This is a genomic window from Paenibacillus sp. FSL R7-0331 (genome assembly GCF_000758645.1).
In the GTDB taxonomy this organism is placed as follows: Bacteria; Bacillota; Bacilli; order Paenibacillales; family Paenibacillaceae; genus Paenibacillus_AQ; species Paenibacillus_AQ camerounensis.
In genome coordinates, this window is sequence record NZ_CP009284.1 from 2,563,824 (window position 1) to 2,586,450 (window position 22,627).

Here is a 22,627-nt window from a genome sequence, read left to right on the forward strand (position 1 = left end):
TTAAAAACGAAAAAAATACGAAGTTTTATTCAGATTACCCCCTTTTCACCCCTCTGAAACAGCATTTTGTCGAGATTTGTTAAGAGTTTGTTTAGAGCCGCCTGCTAGAATGGACTTCAGATATGAAAAAATAGGTATTTAGTAATTAATCATTCTTGTCCGTCGTAAGGGAGCCGAAAGGAGAGAGCGTGCAGACACAAGGTATTTAAGACTAAACACAAACAATTCTTGTAGGACGGCGGACGGAGAATGATGAAACAATAAGGGGGAGCATCGAATTGCTGATGAGCAGGAAAGCAAAGAAATACACCGCATTAAGCCTAACGATTATTATGCTGCTGTCTTTGATACCCGATGTGTGGACAGGGCGAGTGCAGGCTGCGGCAAAGGACATTGAAGTGGTCTTCAAGAGCGGGGCGCGTATAGGAAATCTGTCCTATAGTGCCACCAATACGTTTATTAACTTCTACAACAATCAGGTTGAAGGGTTTAAACAGACTGAGACCGATAAGGATGCCCAATATGACTGGGCGGGCGGAAATATTTTTGCCGGGGTTAACGATAATGAAGCGACCGTTCAATTCGAAGTCCGTGTAGCGGATAATCCGATTTTGCGCGAGATGGCCAAGAGCGGACATGCCGAGATGAAGACCGGGTTCGCGGTTCTAAGACGTCACTCCGGATTCTTGTGGACACGTCAATCGGCCATAAGAATTAGTATCGACGGAACAACGCTTATTAATGAAAGAACCGGGAGCAGCCAGGTTTACAACAAGTCGGCCTCAGCTGTCATCAAGCCAAATTCTGTTATTAACATATGGGTCTATGGTGAAGGCGATGATGACGGTGAGGCTGCAGGTGTACGCGGCTTTTACCTCAATTTCGAGGACATGCAGCGTCCGGTTCTGAAAGACTACACCTTCACCGGCAACGGTGCAACCCGTGAGAATACAACGATTAACCAAACTGAACTTTATGTGAAAAAGAGCGAAAATGTTACGGTCGCCTACAATTTCACAGAGCCCGTTCTGCCGACCTCGCTGGTGGCAAGCAACTCTGACTTTTTCCTCCGTCATCCGTTGTTTGTGAACCCGGCGGGTACAGGACTTCCGGGAGCAGGCCAGCAGCAGTATCTGGAGAACATCACTTACAGCTCCTCAAATCTGAGTACGCTGAATAGTTCGATCGCCTTCTCCTACAGCCCGAACGAATACTCCCAGAGCGGAAACCTTCCGGTGGAGCCGAAGATTGCAGGGACAACCCCGAACAATCCTCCAATGGAACAGACCATGCAGGAGAAATTCACGGCAGCCGGACTTGCGGATGCGGCGGGTAACATGGCAACGATCAGCTTCCCGAATGCCGGCAGCTCAGCGAGCTTGCCTAATGTTCAGGGCAGAACTGTTGACCCGTTCAACTATAAGAGCGGCGGCTACCGGGTCATTGTCGATGCGGTACGGCCGAAGTATACCAAGGTCGGTAACGGCATCCAGCCGGAGATTCTGACCGGGGTAACACTTAATGAAGGCGATATTATTGATTTTACGGTGCAAATGACCGAAGAAGCCGTTGTGAAAAAAGGCTGGACTACGGCTCAGACCTTCCTGCGCTTCAACAACGGCATGAAGGCTTACTACACCGGCGGTTCCAATACAAAGAACTGGACGTTCCGGATGACCGTGCCTGGCGGTACTGATGTAGAAGCGCCGCTGCTTAAGGTAATTGCGCTTTCCAATGATGCTAAGGGCGATAACACGGACATTAACGTTATACAGGACTATGCAGGCAACCTGCTGTTCCAGCCGGCTAACTATGACGGCGAGCATGTGGACGGCGATACGTCGCTGGTGAACTCCAAGATCGACTGGGCAAACCTGTCCATCGACAATACGCTGCCGATTATCGGCTACCGCTATGAAACCGGCGGGGGCAGCAGCACCACTTATCAGAAAAAAGGAAAAGTAACGATTGATGCCAATGATCCGGCAGTAAAGGTGCCTTCCCTTGATCCGATAGCTGCAGACCGCGGCCTTGACAGACCAAGCCGGGGGATTTACCGCCCTTCGAATATGACCGGCTCGGCTTCACCTTCAGTCGGCCTGGTGTACTACCTGTGGAGCCAGAATCCGGCAGACCCGTTCGCTTCCGTACCGGAAGACAACTATGCCGCGCTTAAACGGTATGCACTATCTGCGAAGCAGCCTTCCGAGGAGCTGTATCCGGACAAGTTCCATGATATTAAGCTCCAGGTTGCCAATAACAAGACGAACCTGCTGGCACCTCCGGCAGAAGCCTTTACTTCCGAGAACAGCGGAGAATGGTACCTGCACACATGGACTGCAGACATGACCTGGGATTCAGCGCGTGAGCTGAAGCAGTATGAGCTGAAGCAGCAATATGTCAGAGAACATGATGAGCAGTACAAGGCATGGCTTGCAGAAGCACCAGGGAATGAAGATGAGAAGATCCTTTATGCTGACAACAAGGCACTGGTTGCTGTAGGACAATACGGGGACACGAATGTATGGAAGCTGGACTACTTCAAGAAGGCTGACTCCAACTGGACGCATAACGTGGGTATCCTGAAGCTGGACAATCAGGTTCCTGTCATTGCTAACGGGACTCCAAGCAACGACAACTCCAACAGTGTTGAGATTACAGCCCTTGTATCTGATCCGCACAGCGGAATCGATACCGTGAAGTATCAGTGGGTTAAGGACGGCAATCAGCCGGCGGATGTGGACTGGAAGCCTGCTAACTACAATGGCACTACAGTAACCCAATCCACTTATGAAGATGTTTTTGAGGACGGCAGCTACTGGCTGTATCTAAAGGCGGCTGACAAAGCCGGCAATGAAACTACGAATGTAGCTTACGACAAGACGGTCACTGTTAATTCACAGGATAGCATGCCGGCTGCCTTCTCGCCGGAAGCCAATGTGAATTATGTGCAGAGCCATGATGTAATGTTCAGCATCGGGGGTATTACACCGGATTTCGTCGGATATGCCATTACCGGCAGCTCCAATCATCCGGCTGGCGATAGCGAATTTACGGCACTTGAGCCGGCAGAAGTGACGGGTAAAAAATCGCTTCTTGAGGCATCACCATCTCCTTCACCGGAAGCCGTCAACGGCGGAGCAGCAGCAACACCGGCACCGACTCCAGCACCAGTGGAGGGCAGCGGCCCTGAAATCACTCCGGCACCAGCACCTGCAGCAGATCCGGCAATAGAACCGGTGGTCGGTGCAGCGGTCGGACCGGCAGCAATGATGAAGCTGCTGGCTGTCGGCCTCCTGAATGCAGGCAGCTTTAAGCAGGTAGCTGTCAACACACTGGAAGCAACACCTGAGCCGGAAGCTTCAGCAGCACCGGCAGCAACAGCGGCACCGGAAAGTGGTTCTCAAGCTTCTGCTGCACCTTCAGCTGATGCCAAGCCGGCAGAAGATGCCGATCAGGCAGCCATGCTGCTGGCAGCAGAAGAGCCGGAGAAGCTCACTTATCTGGTTCCGGCCGACACAACCAAAAACGGTGTACAGTATGTGCATTTAATTGTGAAGCAAGGCGATAAGGCGTATTACTACTCCAAAGCCTATTATTTTGATAACGAGCCTTCACTGGTAACCTTCAGCAAGAACGGTGTTAACTACCCGCTGCCTAAGCAGACGCTGAATGTTACCGTTTCTGAGCTGTTCAGCAAGACAGGTGCAATCACCAAGTATCAATGGGTCAAAGCGGCTGGAGCTGCACCGGATATGGCTTCAACGGGCTGGACGGACCTTCCGGTCGGCGGAGCTGTTGAAATTACCGGTAAGGATCTGAAGCCGGGTGAAGTGGCTGATTATACCTTGTATGTACTTTCTATTGACGGAGCAGGTAACAGTGTAATCGTGCACACTCCTGAAAGCTTTAAGGTTTCGGCCAGCGGAGATGAGGAAGCCCCTCCGGCAGATGCCGAATCGGCACTCCTGTATCTGTCGGGTGATGCAGAAGACGGCTATACGGCCATTGTAAAGCTGAGCCTTGACACAGAAGACAAAGCCGGCTATGAATATTCGATTTCACCGGATAACGGCAGCAGCTGGGTGAACTGGAAGCCTTACACCAACTTTGTATCGGTTAAGGTTCCGACGGGTAATCCTGCCTTCCTGGAAGTTATGGTGAAATACAGAACACCGGGCGGCAAGATCAGTGACGCAGCCAAGCTGAAGTTACCGGCCCAGATGCCGGAAGATGCTCCGGTTTATGCTCTGGCCAGCATGAACACCACGAGTCCGGTGAATGCGACGATTGGTGCGAACATTGAGGTGGCAGCCCCTGCAGGCGTCAAAGTCATTGTCGGCAAGGTGAATCCGACTGTACCGACACGCACGGGCAACACCTTTAATGTCAAGGAGAACGGCTTCTACAGCTTTGATCTCATTGATCTTAATGATGCTGAGCGTACAGACACCCTGTACATCGTGGTTAAGAATGTGGATGGTACGGCGCCTATGGCTACCGTGGAATATCCGTTCACAGCACTGACGAACAGCAATGTAACGGCACTGCTGGTTGACCCTTCAGAGCCGATTATTATTACGAACAACAACGGCAAGAGCTCGTATACCTTTAAGGAAAACGGCTCGTTCACCTTTGAATTCAAGGATGCCGCAGGCAACACAGGCACTGCGGTAGCTACAGTGAACAATATTGACAAAGAAGCACCTAAGGTAAAAATTGTCCGCTCCTATCAATACGGGGCTGACGGCAGCAAGGTGTTCGGTACAATTGAGGATGGCAACGGCAATGTGGTGCTCTCTTCCGGAGTAACGCTTGAAGTGCAAAAGGCGGATAATTCGGCGAAGCAGATCTTTATTACGAGCCAGAACCAGACTGTATCACTGAAAGAGAACGGTGTAGCTTCCTTTACTGTAGCTGACCAGTTCGGTAATACGACAGTTGTCAAAGAGACAGTAACCAATATCCTGAACACAGCACCGGATGCGGACAAAATCACTTATACATTCGTTGATGCTGCAGGCAATGCAGTACCTGACAGCAGGGTTGTTACAATCGGCGGACAACAATACGCACAAGGCAAGGTTAAGGTGACAGTGTCGGGTAAGACGACAGCGCCGAATATGGTGTTCTCGGGACTGAAGCCAATCCGGTCAGGCGCAAGCTACACTAACAAAATCAGCGCGGCTGACGGGACGTTCACTTACTCCAGAGAATTCGAGAGTGCCGGTTCAACCGTAATGACGATCTCCGATCTGCTCGGCAATTCGAGCAAGATTCCGGTTACGGTAAAAGGTCTGGATAACACTGCACCTGAGCTGACATTGAAAAAGAATGCTGTCGGCATCGCCCAGAACAAGCAGAATTTCAACTTTGCCGTTGATCTCGGCGGCTACACCGTCTCCGATAATGTATCGGCGGCAGCGAATGTGAAGGTTGAGGTTGCCGGTCTTGATCTGACCAAGCTGGGACGCCAGCAGGTTACTTATACTGCTACAGACCAGGTTGGCAATAAGACGGTTGCATTGCAGGATGTCATTGTAGTCAAAGACGGCGGGCTGCTTATTTTCGGGGACGATACCCTGATTTCAGCATCCTCCGGAGAATCCGCATTGTTCAGCAGCAATACCATTACCTTCAAAATCAGCGGCTACAACACTATGAAGGTTTCAGGCACTGACAAAGTGAACGAGTGGGGTACGTTTGATCTGATGTATCAGTCAGGGCTCTACCGCGAAGGGCAAATGAAATCTATCGCTACCAAAATCACCTATGATCAGCTGGTAAGCGGACAGTACAAGGTTACTTTCCCGAAAGCCGGCTGGTACACAATTATCGTGAGAACGCAGGAGCGCGACCGTGAGTATGCGACCTTCTTCGTCAGCAGCACGAACTAGAAAGAACTATGAACAGGGGGACTATAGGTGAAGCTGCTTAAAAAAACGTGTGCGATGATGCTCTCCTTTGTGATGGTATTCCTGTCTACATCAGAGAGCCTGCATGCCCTGGCGGATGCGGCTAAGGCAACGAATACAACCACGATTACCAATGACTTCATTAAAGTCACTGTGGATAACGCTACGGGCCGTTATGGTGTCCGTACAGTGGATGGCCAGCCCATACGCAAAAAGGACCAGGATACCAATCTGCTGTTCCAGGGAGATGATCCGGAAACGTCGTTTACGACGTTCCGGATTGATGGAACAGATTATATCTACGGAAACAAATATAAGTTCGACAGCAGTTTTTATTCCGAAACAACTGCACCAAAGGTTGTGGAGAACTCTAACGGAACCAAGCAGCTTGAAATGCTGTGGAAAATTAAAGGCGTAGAGATCAAGCAGATTCTCATGCTCTACACTGACAGCACGGATAAGGTGAATTCCGGAAATATCAATATCCGCTATGAAGTCAATAACAAAAGCGGTGCTGTCGTTGAAGTCGGCAGCCGGATCCTGCTGGATACTATGGTCGGCGCCAATGACGGACCCTTGTTCCAGATCGGCACAGCTTACCAGGCTCCGCTGATGGTTGAAAGAAAACTTACGCATGACCCGCGGGCAGCGGGCATTCCTGAAGAGGACGCAGCCCTTTACAAGCTTCCTTCCTACTGGGTTATGCGTGATAAGCTGGACCTGACCAATCCGCAGGCGACGAATGTTGTCGCCTACGGCTTCAACAATATTGCCGAGCAGAATATCAATATTGTGGATGAGATGATTGTCGGCCACTGGAACGGTCTGGCTAATACAAAATGGGATTACAAGGTGAACCCGAATCTGGACTTCACCCGTGACACCAATGATTACGGAAGCGCCGACTCTGCAGTAGCCTTTTACTGGAATCCGGACAAAATTGCAGCCGGAGGCTTCCAGAGCTTCGAGACAGTATACGGCCTCGGGGAAATCATTGCCCCGGACAAAGTATTCTCTGTCCGTTTTGTAGACCAGATTCAACAGCTGGCTACGCTCGAAGATAACAGTGCTTACCGCGACGAAGGCATTTTTGATATCACCGCTGAGGTGGAAAATCTGGCCGCATTCAATATGGAGCATTCCAAGATTAATGTGAAGCTGGAGCTGGAAAGCGGACTTGATTTCGTCAAGCTTGACAGTAAAGGGGCAGTTGTAAGAGATGCGAACGGCAACGCTGTTATTGAGAATACGCGAAGCCGGACGCTGGAATTCAAGAAATCGGCAACGCCTGAGGAAGCGGAGCAGGGTATTCAGCCGAAGTACAAGCCGGGCGATACGATTGCGGCTTCATTCAAGGTGAAGGCCAAAGGCAGACCTTGGCCGGTAACGCGGGAATATATGCTTACCGCCAGCAGTCCGGAGACCCAGAGTGAAATTGAAGGGATCGCGGATGAGAGCATCAAGGCACAGTATGAATCGAGTAAATCGAATTTCATTCTGCTGCCGCCGGTGGGCGAAGCGACTCCGACCTATGTATACGGAATGTCACCGGATGAGCTGTACAGCACAGACGTGAAGTATATGACAGTCAACCTGTCGAATATCGAAGCCTACAACACCGGTAACGATACGACAGCGGCTAACTTCGATCTGTATCTGAAGGAGACCGTGACCGGAGAACGTTATAAAATCAATGTCCAGGACGCCGTCGTTATGCAGCCAACGGATGACGGAATGTCCGGTGATATGCGTATAACCTACCGCGGCGGGGATTTGGTTGACGAGGCCGGCAATGTAATTGAAGCTGATCTCGGGCCTGAGCTGCCGCTCGGTGAATATCAGGTGGAGATTGACTATAAGGGTGATGCCGGCGGCGATGAGGAAATTGCCTCCATGTATGACATCACTACGGAACAGACCATCCTTGTATCCGACAATGACGAATCGCGTATCCGCGAAGCCGGCATTATGGTCGTGTACAAGCAGCTGGTGGACGTCAGCGGTATCGCGAACGGTTCGTCTGTAAGCGGAGATTTGCTCGACGATCTGAACAGCCTTTTCCCGAATGAGCCGTTTAAAGACGGAGCGTTCCTCTATAATGCAGTAACAGAATACAAGAAGACCAAAGCGGTTATCGGAATGGCCAGTAAGGCCGTTGATCCTGAATTTGAACTGAGTGAATTCATGGATGATGAAGCGCTGGAAGAAACACCGCTTTACAACTATCAATTATTTGATTCTGAAGAAGACCTGGAGGCATTCGAGGCTGAGGCAGAGGAAGAAGAAATTGACCGCGAAGTCGTTGTAGTGATCCGCGGGATGATCAAGCAGGTCGGCTCCAAAGCCGATGAACAGGTTATTGTAGATACAAAGACTGAACCGGCCATTATAAATGATGCTGTAGCCTATACAGGTAAGGATCTGGCGTTTGTCCGCGGTAAGCTGAATATCTTCGGACAGACCCAGTCAGATGACATGCCGTTCCTGGATACCCTCTTTATTAAAGGGGATGGAACGCTGAGCGTTGCCAGCAGCGGCTTTATTTTCCACAAAGGGGAATGGACGCTGGACTTCTTCAACGGCTTCAACAAATCGCTTGGAGATGAAAACTTCAATCTTCCGTCAGCAAGTACGGGAGATGACGATGAGGATGAAGAAGAAGAAGAGAATACGAACCCTGAGGATGATACCCAGAACGGCAGCCTGAAATGGGCCGTCGGCGGCGTAGGCGACAGATTAAATCCGCTGCGCCAGGTTATGATCGAGGATGTATATTTCAACAAACAGTCGCTGTTCGCAGCACCGAGCTTCTCAATTGACGGATTCGGACTTTCTTTTAATGACTTTATGTTAAGAGAAGGCGGGATTTCCTTCGGCGGCTCCCTGTCGATGAAGATTATTAATGCAGAAATCAATAACGTTGTATTTAACGATAAAGGTTTTGTCGGCATTGATGCGGCACTTAAATTCGACTTGGGCGAATCGATCGGTTTGTTCGGACCTAAGAAGGAAGGCGCCAAGAAAAAAGATGACGACAAGCCTAAGAGTCCAAGCGGCGAAATTACAGTAACCCACTTTGTTCAGGATATCGGCGGAGAGCCGGTAGAGAACCAGTATGGACTGGCATTCGATGCCCAGCTTAAGAATATGCTCGAAGTGTCCGTTGAGCTGTCCCTCAAGAAGGTCAGAGACGGCCGTATCCTCCCGGATGTCATTGCCTTCGGAGCAGGACTTCCATCCCCGGGTATTCTGATCACAGGTGCTACGTATCTGACAGGAATTCGCGGCGCGGTCCGTGAGCTTGCGGATACCATTGCGGGCGGAAGCAAGGATGACCCGTTCCCGCTGACTGTATCAGCTGGTGTAAGCCTGAGATTCGGGATGGCTCCGGCGTACTTCTTCGGAGATGTCGATCTTACGGTTAAACGGACCGGACTTAAGGTAGAAGGCAAGATGGACTTCTCTACGATGGCAGAGCCGGAAGATGATGATAAGCTGCCGATGCTGACCAAGGCGCTGCTTGAAGCCCAGTGGGTAACCCCATGGTTCGTGCGCGTTCAGGCTGAGATGGATATCGGCGGTTGGGATATCATTATCGGTAAGGCGGGAATCTTCGTCGGACAGAACCTGGAGAAGAACCGTACAGATTTCGAGGGCTACATCGGCTCCAAAATCCAAATTCCGAACAGTGTGCCGATTGTCGGCGGTATGCCGCTTTCCAGCATGTTCCTCGGAGTCAACAATGATAAGGTATGGGGCAGTATCGGCATTCTGCTGATCTCGCTCGGAATCACATATTACTGGGGCGGCGGGGTTGAATTCGGAACCTCGACAGACCAGCTGCCGGATGGCGTTATTCATCTGGTTGTAGATGACCCTGAGCTCGGACCGCGCCTGATGGTTATCGGACAAGGTGTAGAGACATTAGCAACCTCCGAAGCGGCTGTTCCGGCAGCTGAGCAGGAGAATCAAGAAATTGTATACCGCGAAGTTGCTGAAGGTGTGGATTACGTTGAGAATGGTTCATTGAACGTCAGCGTAGGCGGCATCACGGTTAAAAACAGCGGCAGAGTGCATGAGATTCCAATGGATAATGTAACCGGTAATGCGGTTATCGAAATGGAATATGAGTCTAAGGATCGTCCGGAATTCACGCTGAAGGATGGAAGCGGCAAGGCGTTCCCGGTTAAATTCGATAATACGAATACAGATCCGACGGCTAATGCATTCACCCAGTACATTCCGGCCAGTAGCTCCAAAGACCAGGTCGATGTGCGTAAAGCGTATATTATCGTTCCTGCAGATAAGGTAAATGGCGGCAAATGGACACTGACTGCAGTATCTCCGGTCAAAACCAAGCTGCTTAACGTACCGACTGCACCGCAGCTGAACGATATTGTTCTCGCTAAGGACAACTCGAATGCGAACAAGTTCAATGCTTCCTGGAAAGTAGCCAATGCAGCCGAAGGAGATACAATCAATCTGTATCTGGCTCAGGACGCGGTTTCCAAGAAAACAACGATGCTGGATAATGGAGAACCCGTGCTTGAAGCAGGTGATCCGGGTCTGCTCATTGCCAAGGATATTCCGGTCGGCCAGAACGGCGGCGTCAGCGGCGGAGTAACCAGCGGAAGCACAAGCATTGATGTTACCAATGTAACCCTGATGGGCAATCCGGAGGATATCCGCGGACTGCTGAGACAAGGAAATTACTATCTGCGTGCTGAGCTGAAATCCAGCGCTACCTTCGCTACGAAGACTTCTGTGCAAAAGTTTGAGATTGTCGATCCGTTTGCACCGCAGAACGTAAGCGATCTGAAGGTTGAACCGGCAGGAAACGGACTGTTTGCCCTTTCCTTCAAACCGGGCGCGAAGAAAGCCGGACACAGCGGCTATGAACACAGCTATATTATTGATGCAAAACGGTTGCAGGACGGCGAAATGAAGGATTATGACAATTTCGGCGAAATTCTGTTCACTGAAGAGGAGCTTGCCCCTTACTGGAATGCTTCAACGGGCAAGTATGAAGGTATTCTGATCGGCGGCTGGTCCGCAACCTCAACTACTGATGAGGTGGAGCTCGGCAGTCTTGAAGGAACCGTAATGGACCTGAAGGACGTCAAGTATGTCGGTCTTGAAGTCGGATATGAATACGAAATCGGCGTGTCGGCGGCAACGGTTCCGACTGAAGCGGATGACAAGAACCAGAATTACCATTACGCAGACCGGATTGCTGCTGCGAAGAAGCTGCTTCCTGTACCTGTTAAGCCTAAGCTGAATGTAACAGGTCAAGGTACGGTAGAGAACACTGGCGCTTACATCAATCTGCTTACCAAGCAAACGGAGCAGACACTGACGTTTACTTCGGACCAGAAGAATGTAACCGTAGAAGCGTTCTATGCGGAAGAGTCAATCGGTAAGGTAGCGCTTAGCAATACGGCTAACGGAAGCCAGGGGACGCTGAAGCTGACCAAGTTCCAGACAGACGGACCGTTTGCTGTAGAACTGCGTGCAACCAATACAGCAACCAAGGATCTTTCCGTAACGATGCTGTACCTGACGGTTGATACTATTGCACCTGTGCTCTATATTGACCAGCCGGCGACCGGAGCAAGAACGGCTAACGACGGTTCAGGCAACAAGATCACTGTTGCAGGTACTACAACAAAAGGAACGCTGCTGAAAGTAGGCAGCACAGTAGTGCCGGTTGCTGAAGACGGCACCTTTAATGCAGGGGTGCCTGTGGCATCGGCTGATCCGACTGTTGCGCTTCAATTCACCGCTACAGACGGTGCCGGTAATGAAAATACGGCGGTTGTGAACATCTCCAATGAAAGCTTTGATGTTCCTTCGGCGCTGATTCTCGAAAAGGTTCCTGCTCTGCATCCTGGAGACAAGAGCATCATTACCAAGGCCTACCTTAAGGTAGCCGACGGCAAGGACGAGAACGGCAAGCTGAAGTATAAGCAGGTAGAAGTAAGCCAAAGTGACATGAGTAAAATCACCTACTCTGTAGCATCCGGAGATTCGGTTGATGTTGTGACTGTCGTGGATCAGGCAACACAAAAACGCACCACTACTGTTACAGCCCTCGCAACCGGCTCTAGCCTGATTACAGGGGAGTACACAGTAACGGATGGAGTAACCATTCAGGGCTATACGGTTGCTTCGGTTGAAGTGCCTGAGCCTGTGAAGCTGGGAAGCCTGGTTATTTCTGCAGTGCCTGCCGGGACGAATACAACCCAGACCAAAATTATTGTATCCGACTCCGGGGATATGACCGGACAACAACTGGCTTACAAGATTTACAGCTCAGGTCAAGGCGGAGCCCTTCCGGCATTCAAATCGGATTTGAGCGACTGGCAGATCCTGCCGGCTGACGGTGCCGTATTCGTGAAGCCGGGTGATGAGATCGTCGTTGCCAAGCGGACATCCATGGATAAACTGGCAATGGCAGCCGCCAAAGTAACTGCGGTCATTTACTCCGCATTACCGGGCAATGGACCTGGGGCCCCTAGTTCTCCAGGCGCTCCGGGTGCTCCGGGTGCTCCTGGACCAGTAACACCTGCACCGGCTCCTGAAGGTGCGCCTAAAGCAACACTGAACGGCCAGGATGTAGAAGCGACCTGGAACGGCACTACAGCCGTCATTCATCTGACTGACAGCAGCAAAGCTGCAGATGGTACAGGGGATATTACAATCAGCAGCACAGATACAGCTGCAGCAGGCTTTGATATTACGGTTGATCAGAGCGTCGTGCAGCAGGCTGTTACAGCCAAGAAAAATGTGGTAATCCAATTGCCGTTTGGATCACTCGTCCTGACACCGGATCATCTGTCCGGACTTAACGGGCCGCTCCAGATCAGCATCGGAAGCAATACTGCTAATGATAAGACAGCAATGTCCGCAATTGCGTCAACCCAGAACTTCACTGTGCTGGGAGCAGGCGAAGGGGTACATGTTGCAGTCAATCTGCCTTCCGGCAAATGGGCACCTGCCCTTAAGGCCAATGTTGCAATCCCTTCAGGCATTACTGCCGGTGGTATCACCGCAGTGGTTCTGAAGGATGCCAGCGGAAACTGGACAACGATACCTTGGAAGCTGAACAGCAACAGTACTGCTGTGGATGTACAGCTGACCGGTGAAGGCAGCCTGTTCTTCATCAGTAACAAGAAGGTATTCAAGGATGTGGCTGCAGGCTTCTGGGCTCAGCAGGATATCAACGCCGCCTCGGGTAAATTGTTTGTTCTGGGTAAAGCGGCTGACAGCTTTGCTCCTCAGTCCAAGGTTACCCGTGCCGAGCTGCCGACGATTCTCCTTAGAGTAGCAGGCTTGATGAACAATCCGTTTAGTAAGCAGAGCTTCTCGGATGTGGCGGCGAACAGCTGGTACAACCGTAGCGTATCGATTGCTGCTGAACTTGGCATTGTTACCGGCCAAAACGGCGGGAAATATGCACCGCAGGCAACCCTGTCAAGGATGGAAGCAATGACAATGGTCGGCAGACTGCTAAATGTTATCAGCGCCGGAGGCGAGACACTCAGCGAAGCTGAGGTTACGCAGATTCTTGCAGCATATGCTGACAAGGATGTGATTCCGGCCTGGGCTAAGCAATCGATCGCTCTCAGCATCAAATACGGTATTATCCGCGGTGTGGATGGTAAAATCAACCCTGCCGGCGTATTAACCCGTGCTGAAGCAGCTACGATTGCTATCAGACTGGATCAGTTTATTACAGACAAACAATAGAGCAGCAGAGCCCGCATCAGCTGAGAAGGCTGATGCGGGTATCCTACTGTAGAGTAATCCAAACTATTTGAGGTGGTGTCATGATGGCAATAAAGCAAAAATCAATCCTTGGATTGGCGGTTGCAATGATAGTCCTGACTATCGCAGCGGTTGCCGGTGGCCTGTTGGTTAAAGCCGACGGGCAGACCTGGTCTAGTGCAGCGGATACGTCATGGTACAACCCGGTTTATACAACCTTCAAGATCGATACGGAAGCGAAGCTTGCAGGTGTAGCGAAGCTGGTCAATGATGATATCGATACAGACGGCAATAAAATAAACGGACTCAAAGGTAAAATACTGGAAATTGACCGGGACATGGATCTCGGCGATTATCTCTGGGTGCCGATCGGCACCGGGGAGCATCCGTTTCTCGGAACATTGATCTCTAAGGAAGGCTCCATTCTCTCGATTTCGGGAATGAAGGTGCCGTCCGGCTTGTCCTACCAAGGTCTGGTCGGTAATATGATTGACGGAACCGTGGGCGGGTTTCTTTTCCCGGACAGCGGTTCAATCAGCGTAACCACTGTCACCTATGATGTGTATGCAGGAGCTGCAGTCGGTAAAATGTCCGGCTCCAGCATTGTGTATGACATTACAAATTATATTAAGATCACAACAGACAGCGCTCCTTACCATGTATATGCCGGCGGGATTGTCGGGATGGCTGAAGGTTCGGTTGCGAATTCCTTCAACAACGCTTCGATTACTGCTAACGGCACAGCCGCTATCGGCGGGATTGTTGGCTATGGTGATGTAGGTGGTTTGAAGTTGAAGAAGGTTTCCAACACCGGTGCTCTGCTTGCTAACGGGCAGGACGGTGACTCCATCTATGCCGGTGGTATCGCGGGTCACACGAGCAGCACAGTTACGATGAATGATGAAGATACTGTTATCAGCAATACTGCTCCGGTTACTGTGAACGGGGGATCTACTATCTATGCAGGCGGTATTCTTGGGAAAATCGACAACGCAGCGGTATTCTCCAATACGACTAATAACAGCGGTGCTATCAGCATTGATGCTCCGACAGCAACCGGCACGTATGCCGGCGGACTTCTCGGTGCAGTAGGTACTGTAACAATCCCTGATATTAATATTGCTTTTGTCAATACTGCACCTGTAACGAATAACGGCGGAACGAATGTGCATACAGGCGGTATTGCCGGTTATGCAGACAGTTCAGTTACATGGACCAAAGAATACAACAATGCAACAAATGTAACAGCTTCAGGCTCGCAAAATATCTATACAGGCGGATTTATCGGTTACGCTGCGAGCGGAATCTTTCTTAATAATCCGGCAGTGAACGCGTACCAGAATACCGCACACCTTCAGGCGAGCGGAGGAAACGTCGTCTACACAGGCGGAATTATCGGGTATGACGCGGGCAGCAGCATCTCCAATGCCTCATTTAGCGGCGCCGTTGATGCCGTAGGCTCGGCGGATGTGTATACCGGCGGTATTGCCGGGTATAAATCCGGCGGAAGCATCCTGTCTTCGAAGGCAGGTAATATGTCCGTAATTCCAACAATCACCTCCGACGGAACAATCGGCGGGATTGCCGGTTATCTTGATGGAACGATCAATAATGCAGTTGTTAAAAACATACGCCTGAAAGCAACATCGGAGGGCGGTGTAATCGGCGGTATCGCCGGTAACGCGCAGGGAACCATCAACGGCGCTTATGCCGGAGATGCCGGAAGTGCGGATTATAACAGCCTTACTATCGAGGGAGCTGTGAAGAACCCTGCCGCCGGTGCAGATAATGTCACTGCCGGAGGACTTGTCGGTATTAATGACAAAGCACTGACTCTGACTAACAGCCAGGCTGCCAGAGTCGGACTAATCACCGAAAGCGGAAAAAGCGGCTACACACTGGGTACAGTAGCTGGTAACCTGAACACGCTGGCGGTGATCGGCACAACGGAAGCACCGGTTGTAGCTAAGGACTTTATCATTGAAATGAACGCAGACAACGGAATCGTCGGCGGTGCTGTCGGTATCAACCGTACTTCCGCGCTTCATCTCCATGCCGAGCGGATTGAAATCAAGGCAAAGGGCTCATCAACCCATGCCGGTGGTATTTTCGGTGAAAACCACGGGGCAGCACCTTATGTGCTTGCCGAAAGTATTATTCTCAGCTCTGAAGGCGCAGATGCGCTGCTGGGCGGAGTGGCCGGATTGAATACTGGCTCACTTACCGATGCAACAGCTCACGCTGTAAGCATCACTGCAGGAGGAATCCGTACAGAAGCCGGCGGTATCGCCGGACGTTCAGAAGGTACCGACGCAGCTTCAAGCCGTGCAAGCATCTATACTCCGGTATTCCATGCAGGCGAGCTGGCAGTTGTCACGGTTAACGGTGCTGATGCCAAAGCCGGCGGGCTTGTCGGTTATGCTAAGGCTACGGATATCGTAAATCCAGCCGTTGCAGCAACTGCGCCGGATTATGTGAATATTTCCGTTAAGGGAACAGGAGCGAGAACCGGAGGTCTGGCCGGTGCACTTGAGAACAGTACACTGAGCGGTGATTCAACAACGGTCAACCTGGAAAACCTGCTTGTAAATACTACAAAAGACGCAGCCAACGGTTACACAGGCGGACTTGTCGGCTATAACGACAAATCCAGACTAGAGCGCCTGGTCGGAAAGACACTTAACCTGACGATCAACGGTGCAAATGCCAAAGCAGCGGGAATTGCCGCTTACAACCTGGGTACAAATTCAGCAATAATCACTAACAGCTATGTAACAGCATTAAGCTTGAAGGCAAATGCAACAGCAACCAATTCTACCATTGGGGGAATTGTCGGAATCAACGATGCCCGTACAGGTGACCCTGTGATGAATCCGGGATCGGCAGTGAGCACGCTTCAGAACACGCGTACACTGGGCAGCATTGCGATAACCGCACCGTCCACTATTCTAGGTGGGATGGTTGGTGAAAACCGCAGCCTGATTGCCAATAACAGTATTACGGACAAAATCTCGGTATCCTCCAAGGGAAACAATGTAACCTTTGGTGGCTTAGCCGGTCTCAACACTGAAAAAGGAACGCTTTACTATACCTACTCCAATGCCAACCTGACCATTGAAGGGGCAGGCACACTGGCTGGCGGTCTAGTAGGGGAAAACACCGGAGCAGTTAAAGGCTCCTATATCGATATCGATTTGACGGGCAAGGCAACCGGAACAGCGGGCCAATCCGTATTCCTGGGCGGTCTGATCGGCCGCAACAGCGCAGGTACTGTAGAACAGTCCTACACCTCCTCCAGAATCACAGCCGGCGGAGTTTATACAAATGTAGGAGGACTGATCGGAGAGCTTACCGGCGGTACAGTTAAAAACTCCTACGTGGCTAAAAGCGTGTCTGCCACAGGTGATCATTCCTATGCGGGCGGTTTTATCGGCAGAATCAAAGACGGCAAAGTTTCCAATGCCTATTCTGCGGCTGAGGTTTCGGCTACCAACGGCGCCTATGCCGGCGGCTTTGCCGGACGTTATGACAATGCCAGCAAAGAGCTTTTATACAAAACCTACTATATTAAAGATGAATCGCTGAACATCAACAAGGACCTGCCGGACTTTGCCGAAGGCAACCACCGCTGGTTGAACGTGCACGTACGGCTGACTACCATTCTTTCAGCGACTTTGAAGGACAGAAACGTATTCCCTGAATTGTCCGGCTGGGATTTCACCAGCGCATGGAAATACGGCTCCCTGAATGCTGACTACAAATATCCTGAAGTGAACCGTGAAGCCAACACTGGCGGTGATCTCGGCAATGATGTTAACGCCAATATCAACTGGTACATGAAGGATAGGGATGCTATCCACTTCCAGATCACTTCAGAAGCTGAGCTTGCGGGTCTTGCGTCTATTGTCAACGGCACTATCGCCGGCGTGGACAAATTCAATTTCGCAGGCAGAACAATTATGATCATGAACCCGATTCATATTCAATCCAAGCAATGGGTTCCGGTCGGCGATAAGGAAGAAAATGCATTTGAAGGTACATTCAACGGTGGAAATCATCTAATTGACGGATTGACCCTGCAGCCGGTCTTCACTTACTCCGGACTGTTCGGAGTCATTGGAGAAGAAGCAACAGTATCTGCCGTTAATCTGGAGCCTTTAACTGTATCTGGTAACCAGTTTACTGGTGCTCTGGCCGGTATTAACCTGGGTACCGTATCCGATGTGGATCTGAAGCTGCTGAACGGCATCAAGATCAGCGGCGGAACAGTTGGCGGTGTTATTGGTACAAATACAGGTGAGGTTTCCGGACTTCACGTAACTCTTGATGGCGGAAGCCGGATCGAGACTATATACAGCGGCGGTATCGCCGGTGGTATCATTGGTGACAACACCTCCGATCTGAACGCAGCAACCTATTCTGTCAATGCTATCGACGGCAGCATCGGCAGCTCCGTGGATCAGGCCGTTATCGGCGGGGTTATCGGTGTTCAAGCTGGTAATGTCACCGGTCTGACAACAGAAGTAAACACAAAGCTCCGCATTACTGCATCTGGAATGAACAGTGTAGCGGGCGGTGTAATCGGTACATTCACAGAAGGAACAGCAAGTGAGCTCAAAGTGAACTTCACTGACGGTGCACTGCAGGCAAGCGGCCTCGATTCCATCCTTGGTGGTGTTGTAGGACAGGCTAAGGCAGGTACAGTGCTTAAAAACATCGCTGTTACTGGTACAGGAGAAGGAGTCCAGCTGACAGGTAACGGTATAGTTGGCGCTGCTGTAGGACTGAAGGAAGGGGCTCTGGGCGGTATGAAGCTCAAAGCTATGGCACTTGCCGCCAGCAACCAGACCTTTGATGTTGACCATGTAACTGTGGATAAAGTTGCACTGGCTACTGCTGCAGACTCTCTGAACGCAGTAATTGGCGGTATTGCCGGACAATTTGTAAATGTAGCAATGAATGACAGCTCTTTTGTGGGCACAATTCAGGCTTCCGGTGAAACGGCCTCTGCCGGAGGTATTGCCGGACAAGCTGACAATAGCATCCTTTACAATGTGGATGCATCACCAGTAATTAACGCGGCTGTCAAGACAGGTGAGGCAGCAGCAGGCGGTATTACAGGACTAATCTCGAGCAGTGATATCAATGAGGGCTTTGATTTTGGCAAGCCGTATCCGTTATACCGCGGTATCTATCTTGCCAATGTTCATAACGGGACTGTAACAATTGGCGGAACGGACCATGTTATGGATCTGTTTGCCGGCGGTGTGACTGGCCGAAATAATGACGCTTCGGTTTACCGTTCCAGCTCGCAAGCAGACCTTAACGTCAGCGGAGGTAAAATCGTAAATCTCGGCGGTATCGCAGGCTACAGTAACGGTATTATCGTGGATGCCTATGCTGCCAACAGCCTGAAGGCTGATGACAGCAGTGTCTATAATGTTGGTGGTATCGTCGGTCAGGGAGCTGACGGCGAGATTCATTACAGTGAAGCAGCAGCACCTGCGGGACAGGCAATTACGGTAGGAACTGCTCTGACTCTGGATAATTCGTTGCCTGCTACCCGTACAGGCGGAATTGTAGGCATGGGCGACCATATTGTGATCACTTACTCCCATGCGGGCATTCCGGTAAATATTAATGATACCAATAAAGACAACACCATTTATGCAGGCGGCTTTGCCGGTCTGCTCGGTGATACCGATGTGCGCGAAGGACAGATTTCGCACTCGTATGCAACAGGTGCTTTGCATGTCAGCGGAAGACTGGGTTCTTATGTCGGCGGCTTCGCCGGTTCAGTTGACCACTACAGCATCAGCAGTTCCTATGCATCCGGTGATGTGATGAATACAGCACTTGATACACGCACAGGCGGTTTTGCAGCAGCTGTAGAAAGAAATGCCAGCATCAGCAGCTCCTATGCGCTGCAGGCGAAGCTTTCCACTACAGGAATTAAATCGGCAACCCGTTCTTTTACAGGCGGCTTTGCCGGATACAATGACGGTACTTTAAGCAATGTTTATGCAAACGTGCCAGCCATTACAGCGAGCGCACCGGGAGCTGATTTCCAGCAGGGCTCACTTGTTGGCTACAATTTCCGTGACGGCAAAATCAATGGTTCCAGCTATGTAGGCACACTGCCTACAGTAGGCAAAAATGCCGGATCTGCAGCGAATGCTGCTGAGCTGGCACCGGCAGCAGCGCCTAATCCGCTTGCATCCGGAGCCTGGAACATCGATCACGACACTTCGTTCATGGATAATGCTGCAGACGGTGTGATTACACTGAATTCTGTGGAACAGTTAACAGGAGCAGTACTGCTCTATAATGAAACGGGCTTGGACTACTATGTTCTATACAACAGAACAGCTACAGAAAAGCCGGTCTACAGCACCATCAGCCTTGAAGCGGATATTGATCTGGCTGGCAAGCCTTGGGTTCCGTTCAATAGCTTTGAAGGTACGTTCGATGGTAAGGGACATGCGGTTTCAAATTTTGTAATGGATTCCGCAGAACAAAACTATGCTGGCTTCGTAACCGAGAATCTCGGTACCATTACCAATGTTAACTTTGCCGGTGTTAAAGCTTCTGCTAAGAATACCGGAGCAGTTGCCGGAGTAAACCGCAGCACGGGAACGATCTCCGGTGTTACCATCATCGGTGCTCTGGAGGGTACTGAAGCTGCAGGCGGTGTGGCAGCTATCAATGAAGGCACAATTAGTGCCATTAACGCTGTTAACCTGACTGTGTCAGGTGCTGGAAAGATCGGTGGTGTTACCGGGTTTAACCACAGCACGGGAACGATCTCCGGTGTTACCATCAGCGGTGCCCTGGAGGGTGCTGAAGCTGCAGGCGGTGCAGCAGCTGTCAACGAAGGAACAATCAGCAACGCGAACGCTGTTAATCTGGCGGTATCAGGCACTGGACGGATCGGTGGTATTACCGGAGTGAACGCAGGTATAATAACGGCTTCCAGCTCAGGTGGTACCATCAACGGCAGTGGACAGGCAGCAGGAGGAATTACCGGGCAGAATGCACCTGCAGGTGTTATCTCAGAATCCGTATCCTATGCTGATGTTAATGCAAGTTCCGCAGAAGCGGTTGCCGGCGGTATCGCCGGATACAACAGCGGCAGCATCAATAACAGCTATTCTGCAGGCAGAATTTTGGCAGAGGGTACTCAGAAGGCATGGAGCGGCGGTATTGCCGGTCATGCTGCAGAAGGCGCCATTGCTTCTTCTCTGAATACAGGTGAAGTTAGAGCTTCTGTAAATGGTATCCTTACACCTGGACAGGCATTCTACGGCGGAATTGCCGGACAGAAGGTGAAAGATGCTTCTATCAGCGGTTCTGTGTTTAATGCACAAATGCTAAAGGAAAATATTGCTTTCTTCGATGCTGAAGGTAAAGCTGTAACTGGCAGCAGCGGGACATCCAACGCGTCAGGGCTCAAGTCGGCCGAACTGGTTAACGGAACGCTTCCTGCGGGCCTCACAGGAGGATCTTGGACGGCGTATAACGGCTATTACCCTGGATTGGCTGCTTTCGACGGAACCAAAGAAGGTATGCTTAGCACTGCGGCAGTTGTGCTCAGTCCAAAGGATCTGATTAACCGGGTAGAAACCAGCTTCACACTGAAAGGTGCAGAAGGGGTAACCTGGAGTGCAGATCCGGCAGCGGTTGTTCTGAACGGAACGACTGGAACACTGAGAGACGGAGCCGGAACCGGAACTAAACTCACGGTGTCCGCTCAAGGGCTGAGCAGAAGCGTAATGATAAACGAGCCGGCAGTGAAATATCCGGCAACAGCAGCGGCACCTGAGCTGCGCTCAGATGCCAAGGACAAGATCATTACAACGGAGACTTCGGTTGTTCTTGGAACAGATGAGCCGGGCGGCAGCATCTATTACACTTTGGATGGCAGCACGCCTAATGAAACATCCTTGCTGTACACTGCACCGATTGTGCTGAAGACAGCCACAACAGTTAAGGCTGTTACAATTGTTACAGGCAAAGAGTATAGTAAGGTATGGACAGAAACATGGACGCTTCCTAGCGGTGGAAGCGGCGGAGGCGGAGGCGGGTTCTTCGTGCCTCCTGTCAAAGAGCCAGCCATCACAGCAGTCACCAGCAACGCAAGCATCAACAGTGACAGCGAGGCACCTGTTAAAGTTGCCAGAAACAGCAAGCTGAAGCTGACTGCTCCTGAAGGGCAGGTCATCTACTACACGCTGGACGGCAGCACACCGACGGTGAACAGCACGAAATACACCAGTGAGCTTCTGATTACCGGAAACATGACCATCAAAATGATTACCGATCAGGATGATACGGTCATCACTATCGAGTATGCGGTTGAGAACGCAAAGTACAATCTGAAGAACACTGCAAATGAGGTTAAATACATGACCGGTTATACGGACGGTACGTTCAAACCAAGCGCAGCGATTACAAGATATGAACTGATCGCATCCCTTGCCCCGCTGCTTGATATGGAGAATGTAAATGTAGGCAATCTCTTTACAGATGTGACAGCAGAGTATGACAAGCTGACTGGATTCTTTGCTTCAGCAGGCATTATCCAGGGTTACCCTGACGGCGGGTTCGGCGGTACCAAAGGCTTGACCAGAGCCGAGTTCGCGAAGATCATTACCACTGTGCTGAATCTGGATGTTACAAATGCCGGATTGACGAAGCAGTCCGATCTGAAGGGCCACTGGTCAGAGCAGTATGTGAATGCTTTGTCCAAGGCCGGGTATGTACAAGGATTCCCTGACGGTACCTTCAAACCGAATGCTTCGATTACACGTGCAGAAGCTGTAGTTATGATCAACCGGATTGTCGGCACCAAAAAGCTGACGGTAACGGCTGTGAAGTATAACGATCTGCCGGCATCGCACTGGGCGTTCAAAGATATCATGTCAGCAGTGCAATAAACGAAAAAG

3 protein-coding genes are annotated in these 22,627 nt (G+C 50.8%); all 3 read left to right on the forward strand.

Going from position 1 to position 22,627, the window contains the following annotated elements; all coding sequences use genetic code 11:
- Window positions 1-284: 284 nt before the first annotated feature.
- The 3 genes from R70331_RS10475 (at window position 285) to R70331_RS10485 (ending at window position 22,618) form a co-directional block, all read left to right on the forward strand.
- Window positions 285-5,897 (forward strand): hypothetical protein, encoded by a 5,613-nt coding sequence (locus R70331_RS10475; protein WP_156131102.1) that lies wholly within the window; start codon window positions 285-287, stop codon window positions 5,895-5,897.
- Window positions 5,898-5,924: 27 nt separating this feature from the next.
- Entirely contained in the window at window positions 5,925-13,664 is a 7,740-nt protein-coding gene (locus tag R70331_RS10480) for an S-layer homology domain-containing protein (RefSeq protein ID WP_042175177.1), read from the forward strand.
- 80 nt (window positions 13,665-13,744) lie between these two features.
- The gene (locus R70331_RS10485) at window positions 13,745-22,618 is read left to right on the forward strand and encodes a chitobiase/beta-hexosaminidase C-terminal domain-containing protein (RefSeq protein WP_156131103.1); all 8,874 of its coding nucleotides are present in this window, start codon (window positions 13,745-13,747) and stop codon (window positions 22,616-22,618) included.
- Window positions 22,619-22,627 lie beyond the last annotated feature (9 nt).

Excerpts from the sequence above, each read along its gene's own strand:
- R70331_RS10475 (WP_156131102.1), top strand. The coding sequence starts at position 285 with ATGAGCAGGAAAGCAAAGAAATACACCGCATTAAGCCTAACGATTATT.
- R70331_RS10485 (WP_156131103.1), top strand. The coding sequence starts at position 13,745 with ATGATGGCAATAAAGCAAAAATCAATCCTTGGATTGGCGGTTGCAATG.